This window comes from Ursidibacter arcticus (genome assembly GCF_009761375.1).
Taxonomy (GTDB): domain Bacteria; phylum Pseudomonadota; class Gammaproteobacteria; order Enterobacterales; family Pasteurellaceae; genus Ursidibacter; species Ursidibacter arcticus.
Genome location: NZ_LEKM01000177.1, coordinates 1 through 12,666 on the forward strand (window position 1 = coordinate 1; position 12,666 = coordinate 12,666).

General features: G+C 37.5%; 14 protein-coding genes, 1 other RNA gene and 1 riboswitch. Of the genes, 11 read left to right on the forward strand and 4 right to left on the reverse strand.

Annotation, left to right across the window (positions count from 1 at the left end):
• Positions 1–287: 287 nt before the first annotated feature.
• Positions 288–836 (reverse strand): UPF0149 family protein, encoded by a 549-nt coding sequence (locus A1D25_RS07815; protein WP_157395129.1) that lies wholly within the window; start codon positions 834–836, stop codon positions 288–290.
• A gap of 75 nt (positions 837–911) precedes the next feature.
• On the opposite strand from A1D25_RS07815, the gene A1D25_RS07820 reads away from it, so the two are divergent.
• The 3 genes from A1D25_RS07820 (at position 912) to A1D25_RS07830 (ending at position 2,079) form a co-directional block, all read left to right on the forward strand.
• The gene (locus A1D25_RS07820; protein ID WP_157395130.1) at positions 912–1,241 is read left to right on the forward strand and encodes a cell division protein ZapA; all 330 of its coding nucleotides are present in this window, start codon (positions 912–914) and stop codon (positions 1,239–1,241) included.
• Positions 1,242–1,305: 64 nt separating this feature from the next.
• A non-coding RNA gene (gene ssrS, locus A1D25_RS07825) (6S RNA) lies at positions 1,306–1,485 on the forward strand.
• Positions 1,486–1,488: 3 nt separating this feature from the next.
• A complete protein-coding gene (locus tag A1D25_RS07830; protein WP_240327132.1) occupies positions 1,489–2,079 on the forward strand; it encodes a 5-formyltetrahydrofolate cyclo-ligase in 591 nt (196 codons plus the stop codon).
• Here the strand turns inward: A1D25_RS07830 and A1D25_RS07835 are convergent.
• Together A1D25_RS07835 and A1D25_RS07840 are read right to left on the reverse strand one after the other, a co-directional pair.
• A complete protein-coding gene (locus A1D25_RS07835) occupies positions 2,076–3,488 on the reverse strand; it encodes a surface lipoprotein assembly modifier (protein WP_157395131.1) in 1,413 nt (470 codons plus the stop codon). The two genes, A1D25_RS07830 and A1D25_RS07835, sit on opposite strands and share 4 nt — an antisense overlap.
• 53 nt (positions 3,489–3,541) lie before the next feature.
• Positions 3,542–4,816, reverse strand: coding sequence for a factor H binding protein domain-containing protein (locus A1D25_RS07840; protein ID WP_157395132.1), 1,275 nt, complete (start codon positions 4,814–4,816; stop codon positions 3,542–3,544).
• 127 nt (positions 4,817–4,943) lie between these two features.
• On the opposite strand from A1D25_RS07840, the gene A1D25_RS07845 reads away from it, so the two are divergent.
• The 6 genes from A1D25_RS07845 to tyrS all read left to right on the forward strand — a co-directional run bounded on the left by A1D25_RS07845 (position 4,944) and on the right by tyrS (position 8,817).
• Positions 4,944–5,309: a transcriptional regulator gene (locus A1D25_RS07845; protein WP_157395133.1), complete on the forward strand. Its 366-nt coding sequence runs from the start codon at positions 4,944–4,946 to the stop codon at positions 5,307–5,309.
• A gap of 66 nt (positions 5,310–5,375) precedes the next feature.
• The gene (locus A1D25_RS07850; protein WP_157395134.1) at positions 5,376–5,819 is read left to right on the forward strand and encodes a methyltransferase family protein; all 444 of its coding nucleotides are present in this window, start codon (positions 5,376–5,378) and stop codon (positions 5,817–5,819) included.
• 95 nt (positions 5,820–5,914) lie between these two features.
• Positions 5,915–6,274, forward strand: a complete 360-nt coding sequence (gene hinT / locus A1D25_RS07855) for a purine nucleoside phosphoramidase (RefSeq protein WP_157395135.1) — start codon at positions 5,915–5,917, stop codon at positions 6,272–6,274.
• Between the two features lies 1 nt (position 6,275).
• On the forward strand, positions 6,276–6,650 hold the full coding sequence (locus A1D25_RS07860; protein ID WP_157395136.1) for a DUF1425 domain-containing protein: 375 nt from the start codon (positions 6,276–6,278) through the stop codon (positions 6,648–6,650).
• Positions 6,637–7,431 (forward strand): phosphotransferase, encoded by a 795-nt coding sequence (locus tag A1D25_RS07865; protein WP_240327133.1) that lies wholly within the window; start codon positions 6,637–6,639, stop codon positions 7,429–7,431. Before A1D25_RS07860 ends, A1D25_RS07865 begins: the two co-directional genes overlap by 14 nt.
• A gap of 195 nt (positions 7,432–7,626) precedes the next feature.
• Entirely contained in the window at positions 7,627–8,817 is a 1,191-nt protein-coding gene (gene tyrS, locus A1D25_RS07870) for a tyrosine--tRNA ligase (RefSeq protein ID WP_157395137.1), read from the forward strand.
• Between the two features lie 89 nt (positions 8,818–8,906).
• Here the strand turns inward: tyrS and thiB are convergent, their stop codons facing one another.
• Positions 8,907–9,890 (reverse strand): thiamine ABC transporter substrate binding subunit, encoded by a 984-nt coding sequence (gene thiB / locus A1D25_RS07875; protein ID WP_157395138.1) that lies wholly within the window; start codon positions 9,888–9,890, stop codon positions 8,907–8,909.
• 50 nt (positions 9,891–9,940) lie between these two features.
• Positions 9,941–10,035: riboswitch (TPP riboswitch) on the reverse strand.
• 312 nt (positions 10,036–10,347) lie between these two features.
• On the opposite strand from thiB, the gene A1D25_RS07880 reads away from it, so the two are divergent.
• Together A1D25_RS07880 and A1D25_RS07885 are read left to right on the forward strand one after the other, a co-directional pair.
• The gene (locus A1D25_RS07880) at positions 10,348–11,973 is read left to right on the forward strand and encodes a DNA recombination protein RmuC (RefSeq protein WP_157395139.1); all 1,626 of its coding nucleotides are present in this window, start codon (positions 10,348–10,350) and stop codon (positions 11,971–11,973) included.
• Complete coding sequence (locus A1D25_RS07885) at positions 11,973–12,542, forward strand: anthranilate synthase component II (RefSeq protein ID WP_157395140.1); 570 nt, start codon at positions 11,973–11,975, stop codon at positions 12,540–12,542. The genes A1D25_RS07880 and A1D25_RS07885 overlap by 1 nt, the downstream gene beginning before the upstream one ends.
• Positions 12,543–12,666 lie beyond the last annotated feature (124 nt).

The window sequence follows — 12,666 nt, forward strand, 5'->3', positions numbered from 1 at the left end:
ATAAAACTGCAGACTGATGACAAACCCCAATTTGTTGTATCCAATTAACGGACGCCAGCGTGGCGTCCCTACATAACAAAATAAAATCTGTTATTTTTCAATTGGTTATAACTTTCCTTGTAGGGACGCCACGCTGGCGTCCGAATGAAAAAAGACTTTGTCAATAATCTGGGGTGGGCTAAAGCCCACCCTACAGATTTTACGTTCTTTTGAAGTTTGTCATCAGTCTGAGACACTTATAGTGTAAGGATTTAACGCACTCTTTTTGAAAATGAATAAAACGACTATCAATGTACTTGTGGTTTATTTACCGTTTTGGTCTGAGTAAAATGGCTGTGTAGGAAAAGTGAAACAACACGCAGGTATTCAACAATTTCTTCCCCAGCTTCGAGTAGCTCTTCACTTTTATCTTCTTCATCGTAGCCAAGTTTAGCGATTTCATCTAAATCATCAATAGCTTCGCCAACTTCATCAGTTTCTTGTTGTAGCTTAGGTTGAGCTAAGCCTAACCCCAGTAAAAAGTGATTTGTCCATTGTGCAATGCCATCAGCTAAAGCAAAACCATCTTCTTCGCTTGGCAACCAAAGTGAAAATAGCGTATTCGCTTCATCAAAACTTTCACTAAGCTGTTGATAAAAATCAGTTAATTTTTTGAGCGGAGCTTGTGAAAAAGCGTGTCCATCATTGGTAACTTGGTAGGTTAGAGTCTTCCACGACTCATCTTGGATACCGCCTGAAATCAATCCACTGATAAAACCGTGAAACTCAGCGAGCGTGTATTCAATTTGTAAGTCTGTAATAAGTTGTTGAAATTCGTTCGATTGTAAAATAGCCATAACCTGTTATTTTGTGATTTGGATAAAGAGTGGCATAATAGCAAAAATTTTTGTTTTGGTAAGGATTTCCCAATAATGTCGAAAAATAATATTGAATTATCTCTTTTCGGACAGGTTCTGCGTCTATATTGCCCACCTGAGCAACAGGATTTTTTATTAGCATCAGCGAAGCGTTTAGAAGAGCGTGTTGCAGCATTAAAAGAGCAATCTGGAATTATTCAACTTGAGAAAGTGCTATCTATTGTGGCACTCAATTTGAACTATGAGCTAGAACAAGAACAACGTAAAAATCTAGAGAATAAAAATGTTTTAATGGCTTGTGTACAACAATTAGATAGTTCGTTGGCAAAATTCCAATCGACTGATGCCCAAGCAGTTCCAATCGGTCAAGAAAATAACGAATAATATAATTTTAGTTATTTTATTGATCTGAACACTAGGAAATTTTGCTAAATTCCGTTAGTATTCACTTTGCCTGAGGTGTGCGTTGTTAGTTACGTCCCTGAGCCGATATTTAAAACTCCTTGAGTTGAACCCTTAATTGTTGGTGAGCAGGCTCGCTTGCGAGAAGCCTAAAAATGATTACGTTCGACTCCCTTGAACCGTCTGGTTCAAGGACCACAACTGATAACGGCACTTCGGGTTCCTTTTTATGATGAATGATATTTTCCCACTTCCACTTTGCGAACAACGCAACCAACTTCGCAAACAAATGCGAGCCAAACGCCAAGCATTAACCCTTGATGAGCAACGCTTTGCAGCACAAAATATTATCCCTAAATCGCTAGAATTGATTGAATATTATTCTGCTCAACATCTTGCATTTTATTTACCATTTAACGGCGAAATCTCACCGCTTCCCTTGATTAAAAAATTACGCTCAATAGGTAAAAAGATTTATCTTCCTGTATTACACCCTTTTTCATCACACCAACTGTTATTTTTGCGTTTTGATGATGAAGCAGATTTATCCCCTAACCGTTTTGGAATTTTGGAACCCAAATTAGACGTTAGAAAAGTATTGCCAATTAGCGAATTAGAAATGATCTTCGTCCCCCTTGTTGCTTGTGATACACAAGGCAATCGGCTTGGTATGGGCGGAGGGTTTTACGACCGAACCCTTTCCCAAGCCAAACATTTAATCAGCGTTGGATTGGCTCATCAATGCCAACAGTTAGAGTGTTTACCGCTAGAGAGCTGGGACGAACCACTAGATTATATCGTGATAGGAAATGCGGTCTAAAGCCGTTTTTCCACAGTCAAAAACCATTCTCCATTTTTTCTTGAATAGAAATCGGGCATATTGCTATGGATTTTCATATAACTGAAATTCAACTTCGGCATTAAGCCTTTCCACGCCCATTTTTCATTCCATAGAGACCAATTTGCCCGATATTCTTTATCAGTACGTTTATAGCCATAAAGATAATGCTCTCCTTCAAAATGGCGTTTGGCATAGCTACTTCTAAATTCCGTTCCCCAACTTTTCCAACGATAAATGATGCCAAGTTCTCCACCAAATTTATGGGAAGATGAGGCTTTTTCTTTGGTCTGATCTCGATTTGCATCAATACTTGCAAAAAATTGCCAAGATCTGGTCGCTTGCCAACGTAATGCCAACGAAGCACTATTCTGGAAGCCATCATAACGGCTTGCGGTTAAGTGGTCTTGATAACGTTTTTGGCTATGGTTTAAGCGAGCTGAAACTACCCATTTTGAATTCAAATAGCGATAGCTGTGCAGTGTTACACCGAACTGCTTACTATAGCGCAGGTTACCTAGCCAATTTTGCTCAACAAATGGCGTAATACCCAAGCTCATTTTGGCATTGCGATATTGGTATCCCAAGCTAAAGCGAAGTGATTGCTCGCTGTAATCTTGATTATCCCAATAATAAACACCGTTGTAATGCAGTGAAGTGTTAAGATAGTGACTACTTGTCAGGTTATGGGATTTTGATATGCCAATACCATAGCGAAAGCCTTCTGCTGATTGTGGTAATGAATCTTTATCTTTGACTAATTGTCGCCCATTGATATTAACTACTGAGGAACTAGAGGCATTATTGACATTATCGGTACGCACATATTGCACAATGAAATCAGGTTGCCAGCCCTGTTCTTTTTCCATTTTTGCTAAATAGCGTTCGGCTAGATCTTGCATTGCTGGTGCTAAGTTTGCTTTCGCCATAGTAAGTTGCTCGATGGCTTGTTTGTACTGCTGATTTTCGTAAAGCATTACTCCTAAATCAAAACGGGGATAAGCTAATGTTGGATCTTGATTTAATACTGCTTGATAGTGTTGAATCGCCTCAGGATAACGTTGTTGGCTGTAATAAAATGCTCCTAAAGCATAATGCACAAGAGTCGTATCATAATGGGATTGCTGTTGATAATGTTGTAACAGAATGGGCAAATGTTGCCATTGTTGTTCAATAATGGCTTGGTTTATTTGAGCTTCAAGGTTATGTGGATTAACTAACGGTAAAGCAACCTTTGGGGAAGCGGTTAAATCTGCTGATTTTTTTGCAAATGGTTGATCAAAACCGACCGCTTGTGATAAACGCTCAAAGTTTACCGGATCGGTAAGGGGACTTGCTGAGAGAATTGGGCTTGTCAGCAAAAAAATAAAAGAGAATTTATATGATTTCATACGGATATAATGAAATGGGGATACATTGGTATCCCCAAAAGTGAACTATTTAATTATTTTTGGATTTCGCCACGAGTTCCGCCAAAGCCAAACATTGTTCCACGCTCGTTATAACCATATTTTTGAGCAGAACGACCATTTGATTTAAATGAATTCTCTAAATGTTTAGACATATACACTTCACCAGCGATTTCTTCGGCATTTGGACCAAAGAAACCAAGAACATATTTCCCTTTTGTTCCATCAGCCATTGAGGCTTCAGCAGCAATACCGTGAAGAGAACTAAGTCTATTATCATATAGATTTATTTGATTTTGATTTATTTGTCCAATACTCCCTTTTTCTAATGTAATATCAGCCAATTTATCAAAACCAGATAGTTTCCCTGAACCAGTACGCTCCTTGAAATTTACGTTATAAGTAAGAGTACCTAATTGATCAGCTTGGAAGGCTTTGCCAGTATAGGTTGCGGAGCCTTCGTTTGGTAAAGTATTTACCTCTCCATCTGTTAATATACCATTTACTCTAAAACGAGGTGAATAGGTATCATCATTAAGTGAAGAATCTTTAGTTGCTGCCGCTACTACAGTAGAATATGTTTGTTTGTAAATATACTGATCGCCAGTTAAAATTCCATCGTCAACCGCTGGGGTAATATGAATATAGGCTGTTTTATGAAAGCCAGATGAATAGGAAGCAGGATCTTTCCAACCAATGTCATAATATTTATTCTCTAATCTCAGGATCTGAGAATGAATGGCATCAATTACTCTTTGTTTTCCTGCTAATTTATTCTCAACTGTCGCTTTGGCTGTTTCTGCTTCTTTGAGTTTTTCTTGAGCTGCTGTTAATTCTGCAGCAGTTTTTGTTTTATCTTCTTGTGCAACTTTTAAATCAGCTTGTGCTTTAACTAAATTAGTATTTGCCAAACTACTTTCGTTTCTAATTTGCTCTATTTCATTATTTAATTTAGCAATTTGAGCATTTAATTCAGATGTAACACGCTCTTTATTTTCTTCTGCAACTTTAAGTTTGTTTTGAGCCTCAAGTAATGCCGATGCAGTTGCATTTTTATCTTTTTTTACGGTGTCTAAATCGGCTTGTGCTTTAATTAAATCCGCTTTAGCTTTTTCTAACACTTCGGTATTTTCTTGGTTCTCTACCTTCAAATTCTTTAATTCATCAGTTGCTATCGCTAATTTTTTCTCAACTTCGGCTAAAGTTGTATTATTGTTTGTATCACTAGTTGAATTGCCATTCCCACTACTACCACAAGCGGTTAAACCTAAAAGAATCAAACTAGCTAAGGTTACTTTTTTTAATGACATAAGTTTCTCCTGAATATGATTGATATGTGCCTGAATGGCAATTTACATTATATTTCATCAATTAAATAATTTAAATTATAAATTGAATAATTTAAAAAATTAATTACTTACTCGTCATAATGCAGAAATGCACTCAGAATCAGATAAAACAGGTTTTAGTAAAAGATTAAAAGTCGCCTTAGAATTGGCAGGGTTTCAATCTTTATCTTTAGCCGAAATTTCAAATAAATTTAATCTTCGTCACCCGAATAAGCCTGTTACACCACAAGCAGTACATAATTGGCTTATCGGGCAATCTATTCCTACGCCTGATAAAATCGAAACACTCTCAAAATGGCTTAATATTAGCCCTGAATGGTTACGCTATGGCAAAGAGAATTTTGAGGGTGAAAGTCTTTCTCAGAATGAAGTGTTGATGTTGAAATATTTTCGCCATTTGCCTGCAAACCGCCAACAAGCAATTTTGGCATTAATGCACGAATTTCATAAATAGATAAATCACTAGCATTAAATCAATGAAAACAGCATAATTCCAAGATTGATTTAGTGAGATTAAAATATGGAACTCAAACTCCCTCCGCCATTAGTTGCATTGATTTGTGCAATGATTATCTATTTTCTACCAAATTATGAAGAAACAAATTGGGTATATCGCTGTTTTGCGGTGCTCTGCTTTAGTTTTGGGGTTGTGGTCGATCTCTGTGCTTTGTGGGCTTTTTGGAAAAATAAAACCACAATCAACCCGCTTGATCCCAACAAAACATCAGCTTTAACAAGAGAGGGCATTTATCGCTTTACTCGAAATCCGATGTATTTAGGATTAGTCTGTTTATTATTGACTTGGACATTTTGGTTGGGAAATGCGTTTGCATTGCTTATCGTATGGGGATTTATCGCCTATATCACTCGTTTTCAGATTAAGCCTGAAGAGCAAATTTTGGCACAGAAATTTGGGAAAATTTATCAAGACTATTGCCAAAAAGTCCCACGTTGGCTGTGGTAATCAACACAAGCGGTTAGATATGCAGAAAACTTTGCAAATTTTGCAAAAAAGTTGGAAAATCCTACCGCTTACAACATTCATATTAAGGAAACATTATGCTAACCAACTACGAAGAAACTATTTTCAGTAAAATTATCCGTAAAGAAATTCCAGCTGCCATCGTTTATCAAGATGAATTGGTTACTGCATTTCGTGATATTGCTCCGCAAGCACCAACGCATATTTTGATTGTGCCAAATAAATTTATCCCGACAGTCAATCATTTAACCAGCGATGATGAAGTTACAATGGGGCGTTTATTTACTGTTGCGGCTAAAATCGCAAAAGAAGAAGGGATTGCGGAAAATGGCTATCGTTTGATTATGAATTGTAACCAACACGGTGGGCAAGAAGTATTCCATATCCATTTACACCTTGTTGGCGGTGAACCGTTAGGCAAAATGTTGGCAAAATAAGATGAAAGAATTGAGATCGTTTTGGCTACCTTGCCTATTTGCACTGGTTTTAACGGCTTGTGCAAATAATCCACCGAGCTATCTTCCAACGGGTACAACGCCGATTGTGAATGTAGAAGCTCAAATTGCACAACATATTCGTGTCGATGCTAAACCACAGTTGCTCACTGTAACCAATCAAACGCAAAATAGCATAAACGTATGGTATAAATTATTTTGGTATGACAAAGATGGCGTAACTCAAACCGTTGATGCTAATGATAAAACACAATGGCTCAACTTTTGGTTAGCACCACAAACTAAAACCGAGTGGCATTTAACACCACCAACGGTTGAAAGTGTTAATTATCGGGTTTACTTGCGTGGAAATCGCTAATTCATTAGCTTGGCTCACAAGAAATCGACAACAAGCGGTGAGATCCTTACAATCTTTAGCAGGGCTTACCGCTTGTAGCCAAATGATAACCCTTGAAAATAATGAACGCTATGTACTTCGAACCCAAAGCCAGCGTGCAACAAATTATGGTGTTAATTACCAACAAGAAGCTGATTTGCTAAACTGGATCGCCCCACTAAATCTCTCACCTAAGCCACTTTATTGTGATAAACACGCATTGATTTTAGAGTGGATTGCTGGTTCAGCCCCTCTGCAATTTTCTAGCAATGTGTTAAATAAATTGGCGGAGCAGCTCACAAAATTACACCAGTTTGACTTACAAGCGGTCAGATCTTTTCCAAAATCTGCAAGATTATCGCTATCTGAACGCTGTCAATTTTTGTGGGAGCAACTATCCCCCACAGAACAGAAACAGCTCTCTTTTAAACCGCCTTTTCCAAATATTGAACCACTAGCGTTGGCAATTTGCCATCACGATATTCACTTGGCAAACCTTATTGAGCAAGAAGATCAGCTCTGGTTAATTGATTGGGAATACAGTGCCATATCTGATCCTGCATTGGAATTAGCGTTATTTCTAAATGCCAATCCACTTTCAGAACAGCAACAAGCGGTCTTTTTTAACGCATATTTTGCAAATTCTCCGCTTAATCCCACCGCTTGTATGGCGAAAATTGAGGAATATTTACCCGAAGTAGAGAAATTAAACCAACTTTGGTTTATAATTCACCTTAAAGATAAGAATAATTCTCATTTGTAAGGTTTTGTAAAGATGGTTGCTTGTTTTGTTGAGAATTATTATCATCTAACCACTTCAAAAATAATAGGTAATCACTCCAACTCTTACGCCGTATTCCCCCACAAAGTACGGCGTTTTTTTTCGCCTTTTCTCTATGATTTTCTTTGCTTGTCGCTATAATACAACGATTCAATACTAGATTTATAAGGAAAGATAATGAGCCAATCTATCGAAAACATTGTTGCAGAACTAAAACGTGGTGTAGAAGATATTTATTCAGAAGCGGATTTAATTGAAAAACTAAAAGAAAACCGCCCGCTACGCATTAAATTAGGTGCGGACCCAACCGCTCCTGATATTCACTTAGGTCATACCGTTGTATTAAATAAATTACGTCAATTCCAATTACTTGGGCACGAAGTCATCTTTTTGATCGGTGATTTTACAGGAATGGTTGGTGATCCATCTGGCAAAAACAGCACACGTCCACCATTAACTCGTGAAGATGTACTGCGTAATGCAGAAACTTATAAACAGCAAATTTTTAAAATCTTAGATCCGCAAAAAACGCGTATTGTATTTAACTCTGAATGGCTAGGTGAATTAGGTACGGAAGGAATGATCCGCCTTGCGTCAAATTATACGGTAGCACGAATGTTAGAGCGTGATGATTTCAAAAAACGTTTTGGAAATAATCAGCCGATTGCTATTCACGAGTTTATCTACCCATTATTACAAGGGCACGACTCAGTCGCATTACAAGCAGATGTGGAGTTAGGGGGAACAGACCAAACTTTTAACCTACTTATCGGACGTGAGTTACAAAAATCAGCAGGGCAAAAACCACAAGTCGCAATGACATTACCCCTATTAGTTGGATTAGACGGTGAGAAAAAAATGTCTAAATCACTTGGTAACTATATTGGTGTGACGGAAGCTGCAAATGAGATGTTTGGTAAAGTGATGTCTATTTCAGATGAATTGATGTGGGATTGGTATAATTTACTCTCTTTCCGTCCATTAGATGAAATCGCACAGCTTAAAGCAGATGTCGCACAGGGTAAAAACCCAAGAGATGTGAAAATTCTACTTGCTAAAGAGATCATCGCACGTTTCCATTCAGAAGCTGATGCTGATGCTGCTGAACAAGAGTTTATTAACCGTTTCCAAAAAGGTGCTATACCAGATGAAATGCCAGAATTTACCTTTGAAGGCGAAATTGGTTTAGCTACGTTATTAAAAGAAGCGGGTTTAGTTTCTTCTACATCAGAAGCCATTCGCTCTGCTCAACAAGGTGGCGTAAAAATTGATGGCGAAAAAGTTGAAGATGTCCGCCAAAATGCTCAACAAGGCACATTTGTTTACCAAGTTGGTAAACGCAAATTTGCTCGAGTAACAGTGAAATAGTCTTTAAACAGAAGCACTTTCTCAATAATCTAGGGGCAAATATAATGATGATTTGCCCCTACTTACATATCAAATATACCAACAGTAAATTATTTACTCACCGCTTGTTGCCAAGTTGCTAACCATTTTTTTACTGTTTCAGTTGATGGTTGAGCGAAAGCTAATTTCTCATATTTTGGTAATGTTTTGAAAGCAGGGTCAGCCTGTTCACTCACAACAGGTTTCATTACATTATGGAATGAAATAATTTTCTGAGCTTCTGGCTGTTGTAGGAAACTCAAAAACTGGCGAGCTAATTCAGGTTGCTTACTGGTTTTCGTTATAGCAGCTACTTCAATTTGTACTAAATGCCCTTCTTCAAAGTTAGCCGCAACATAATTTTGATCTTGCTCGTGCCATTGGTGATAAAGTGGCGAAGTAGCATAACTTAACACTAAATCCGATTCACCTTTCAAAAATGCCCCATAAGTTTCAGACCAGCCTTTACCTACGGTTACCGTATGTTTCGCCAAATCTTGCCACGCTTTTTCTGCATTATCGCCATATACGCTATTTACCCAAAAGAGTAAGCCACGTCCAACGGTACTGGTGCGTGGATCTTGGTAAATCACTTTCAGATCTTGACGTTCTACTAGCTCTTTTAGACTTTTTGGTGGATTTGCTACTTTCTGTTTATTGTAAATAAAGGCATATTCACCAAAATCGTAAGGTACAAAGGTTTTATCTGCCCATTGCTCTGGTAAATCTAACCCTTTATTTTCTAGTTTATGCGGTGCAAATAAGCCCGATTTTTCTGCTTCGGGCATTACAAAGTTATCAATGCCAAGCATTACATCTGCTTTCGTTTTTTTGCCTTCTAAGCGAATACGGTTAAACATTGTTACCCCATCTTCAAAAGGCATAAATTTCAGATCGCATTGACATTGTTTTTCAAATAAGCCTTCTAGCTTAGGTGCTGGCCCCCATTCTGATGTAAATGAATCGTAGGTATAAACCGTTAAAACAGGTTGATTAGCCACAGCAGATACAGAAAGTGCAAGAGTAGAAAGTGTAAAAAGATGTGTTAATTTCATTGAATGTTCCTTCTCGTTGTGAAAACAGAAGGATTTAAAACAAGATGATACAAGTTTCCTGTCTCAAATCCCTACGCTGATATTAGTCAGATCAGGTTCTATGGGTATTTCTCAGCCTTATTACAAAGCACCCCAATGAGAACGTAAACATTCTACAACAAGCGGTAAGATTTAGACAATAATTTACAAATTCTCCTAAAAAATTAAAGTTTCTATTTTTTTCTTCAGGTCTTGATTTGTTTTAGAATGGGTAAGTTTTTGTGTTTTTTATACAGAAATAACATTAAAAGCTATCAATTTGTTTTTGAAACAAGGCTTTAGGTTTCAATATCAAATATCCATTTGCGGTTAGGTTCAAAATACAATATCAATGTAAAAACCTACCGCTTGGTATTCAATCTCTCCTATTTAATGTGTAAAATACCTATAATTTTTTACAGTATTTTAGATAACACTAATGCCTCATATTGACCAAATTTGGCTATATATTGCCATTCTATGCTTAATCGTATTATGTTTATTTCTGTTTTTTTCAAACACTCGTTATCAACGAGATCGTCTTGAATTACAACAAGATCTTAGTCAATCTCAACAACAACTTGAACAGATTTCAAGTCAGCATCAATCACTGGCTGCTGAAAAAAATCAATTAGAACAATGGGCAATTCAACAACAAACTCGATTTGAAAGTAGCCAAGAGCGTTTATTGGAGCGTGATCACTTAATTACCCAATTACAGCAGAAAATTGAACAAGCAGAAAATGCAGAAAATCAATTAGAGCGTTATATCAATGAGCTAAAAGAGCGTATTGGTTCTGCTCATACCAAAGCGGAAAGTTTAGAAGAACAACTTCAACATAGCCAAAATCAGTTTAGCCATAAAGAGCGAGAAACTCAGGAGCTTTACGCTCAACTTACTCAATCTCAGCAAACGTTAGCCGAGCTACGCACCACATTAAATGAAAAACAGGCGAATTTTGAAAGTCAGCAACGGCAATTCTTAGAAGTTCGTCAGCAGTTAAATGTGGAATTTCAGCATTTAGCACAGCAAATTTTAGACGAGAAAAGTAAATCATTTTCTGAAAGCAATAAAAACGCATTGGACTTACTGTTAAAACCGTTTAAAGAGCAAATAGAAGGGTTTCAAAAACGGGTTAATGAAGTACATTCTGAAGCCATCAAGGGAAATGCTAATTTAGAAACCGAAATTAAACGTGTGCTTGAAATTGGGCTATCAATGTCACAAGAAGCTCAAAATCTAACTACTGCATTGAAAGGCAATAATAAAGTTGCAGGAAACTGGGGAGAAATTCAGCTAGAAAGTGCTTTGCAATCAGCAGGTTTACTGGCTGACGAGCATTATCTTGCCCAAGAAAGTTATCGAGATGACGAAGGAAAACGCTTTGCTCCTGATTTTGTTGTACGGTTACCTGATGATAAACAGCTTATCTTAGATAGCAAGGTTTCCCTTGTTGCTTATGATCAAGCGGTGCGTTCCGAAGATAATTTTGCAATTCATAAAGCCTTAGATGAGCATTGCCGTTCATTGCGTCAGCATATTGATGGGCTATCGAAGAAAAATTATAGTAGCTTAATTGGGATTAAAAGCCCTGATTTTGTATTGATGTTTGTGCCGATTGAGCCTGCCTATATTGAAGCGATGAAACACGATCCGCAATTATTCAATTATGGCTATGAAAGAAATGTTATTCTTGTGTCGCACACAACCTTAATGCCAATTTTACGCACCGTTGCAAACTTATGGCGAATTGAGCGTGGTAATGCCGAGGCACGAGAAATCAGCGAAAAAGCAGGGGATATTTATAATCAAGTCTGTGTCATTGCCGAGCGTTTAGCTAAACTTGGCAATACGCTAACCACCGCAAGCAACCAATATAATCAGACAGTTACATCTTTAGTGGGTAAACAAGGGTTAGTCGGTAAGGTTGAGCGTTTCCAACAACTTTCAACGAAAGCTAGTCAAACATTGCCCCAAGTTGAATTACTGGCGAATGACTGGGACACTACTCGTTTAGGTTTAATTATTGATAAAGTAGAAAACAGCGAACAGGATCAAAAATAATGTTGTTAATCATTGATAACCACGACTCTTTCACCTTTAATTTGGTTGATTTACTACGCAAAATGAACGTAGAGAGCCAAGTCATTTCTGTTGAGCAATTAAATTTAGATGATGTGGAAAAATTCAGCCATATTATGATCTCTCCCGGCCCTGATGTGCCAAGAGCTTATCCGCAACTTTTTGAAATGCTAGAACGCTACCATCAGCATAAATCTATTTTAGGGGTCTGTTTAGGGCATCAAACCATTTGTGAATTTTTTGGTGGAACGCTATATAACTTAGAGAATGTTCGCCACGGGCAACAACGCCCACTCATCCAGAAAGAACAAAACCCGATTTTTGAAAATTTACCCGAACAATTTAATATTGGGCTTTATCATTCGTGGGCAATTTTGCAAAAATCCCTTGAAAACACACCGCTTGTTGCAACTTCTATTTGTGATCAAAATGTGTTAATGGCGATGAAACACTATTCTCTACCAATTTATGGCGTACAGTTCCACCCTGAATCTTTTATGACCGAATACGGAGAACAAATTTTAAGGAATTGGTTAAACACTGCAAAGTAATTGTTCAGAAACTTATTTCCGGTATTATGTAGCAGTTGCACAAAATTGAAAAAACTCTCTCCCACTTGTGGGAGAGAGACCAGACTGATGACAAACCCTAATTTGTTGTATTCAATAAACGGAC

What these genes read in the sequence shown, in the direction of transcription:
- A1D25_RS07815 (WP_157395129.1), bottom strand. Translation starts at nt 836, where the DNA reads ATGGCTATTTTACAATCGAACGAATTTCAACAACTTATTACAGACTTA.
- A1D25_RS07820 (WP_157395130.1), top strand. Translation starts at nt 912, where the DNA reads ATGTCGAAAAATAATATTGAATTATCTCTTTTCGGACAGGTTCTGCGT.
- A1D25_RS07830 (WP_240327132.1), top strand. Translation starts at nt 1,489, where the DNA reads ATGATGAATGATATTTTCCCACTTCCACTTTGCGAACAACGCAACCAA.
- A1D25_RS07835 (WP_157395131.1), bottom strand. Translation starts at nt 3,488, where the DNA reads ATGAAATCATATAAATTCTCTTTTATTTTTTTGCTGACAAGCCCAATT.
- A1D25_RS07840 (WP_157395132.1), bottom strand. Translation starts at nt 4,816, where the DNA reads ATGTCATTAAAAAAAGTAACCTTAGCTAGTTTGATTCTTTTAGGTTTA.
- A1D25_RS07845 (WP_157395133.1), top strand. Translation starts at nt 4,944, where the DNA reads ATGCACTCAGAATCAGATAAAACAGGTTTTAGTAAAAGATTAAAAGTC.
- A1D25_RS07850 (WP_157395134.1), top strand. Translation starts at nt 5,376, where the DNA reads ATGGAACTCAAACTCCCTCCGCCATTAGTTGCATTGATTTGTGCAATG.
- hinT (WP_157395135.1), top strand. Translation starts at nt 5,915, where the DNA reads ATGCTAACCAACTACGAAGAAACTATTTTCAGTAAAATTATCCGTAAA.
- A1D25_RS07860 (WP_157395136.1), top strand. Translation starts at nt 6,276, where the DNA reads ATGAAAGAATTGAGATCGTTTTGGCTACCTTGCCTATTTGCACTGGTT.
- tyrS (WP_157395137.1), top strand. Translation starts at nt 7,627, where the DNA reads ATGAGCCAATCTATCGAAAACATTGTTGCAGAACTAAAACGTGGTGTA.
- thiB (WP_157395138.1), bottom strand. Translation starts at nt 9,890, where the DNA reads ATGAAATTAACACATCTTTTTACACTTTCTACTCTTGCACTTTCTGTA.
- A1D25_RS07880 (WP_157395139.1), top strand. Translation starts at nt 10,348, where the DNA reads ATGCCTCATATTGACCAAATTTGGCTATATATTGCCATTCTATGCTTA.
- A1D25_RS07885 (WP_157395140.1), top strand. Translation starts at nt 11,973, where the DNA reads ATGTTGTTAATCATTGATAACCACGACTCTTTCACCTTTAATTTGGTT.